1 protein-coding gene is annotated in these 256 nt (G+C 57.8%); it reads right to left on the reverse strand.

The window, feature by feature from the left end; all coding sequences use genetic code 11:
* Positions 1 to 256, reverse strand: a 256-nt coding sequence (locus I3253_RS20375; RefSeq protein WP_232272224.1) for an ABC transporter substrate-binding protein, incomplete at both ends; no start/stop codon positions are given.

Raw genomic sequence — 256 nt, forward strand, 5'->3', positions numbered from 1 at the left:
ATGAAATCGCGGTCGATGGCGTGGGCCAGCGCGTGACGCACCTCCTTCTTCGCCAGAATTGGGTTCTCCAGATTGAACTCGAACACGGCCGCATTGTTGAGATAAGCGTCGGTATAGACCTCCACAGCCAGTTTCGGATTTTGCCGCAGGCGCTCAAGATCGCTGTAGGAGACGTCGGCGGTGTAATCCGCCTCACCCGTCTCCACGGAAATGGTGGTGGAAGCCGTGTCAGCGACGAACCGTGCCACGAAACCAT

Origin of the sequence: Thiosulfatihalobacter marinus, assembly GCF_016019955.1 — a bacterium.
In the GTDB taxonomy this organism is placed as follows: domain Bacteria; phylum Pseudomonadota; class Alphaproteobacteria; order Rhodobacterales; family Rhodobacteraceae; genus Shimia; species Shimia marinus_A.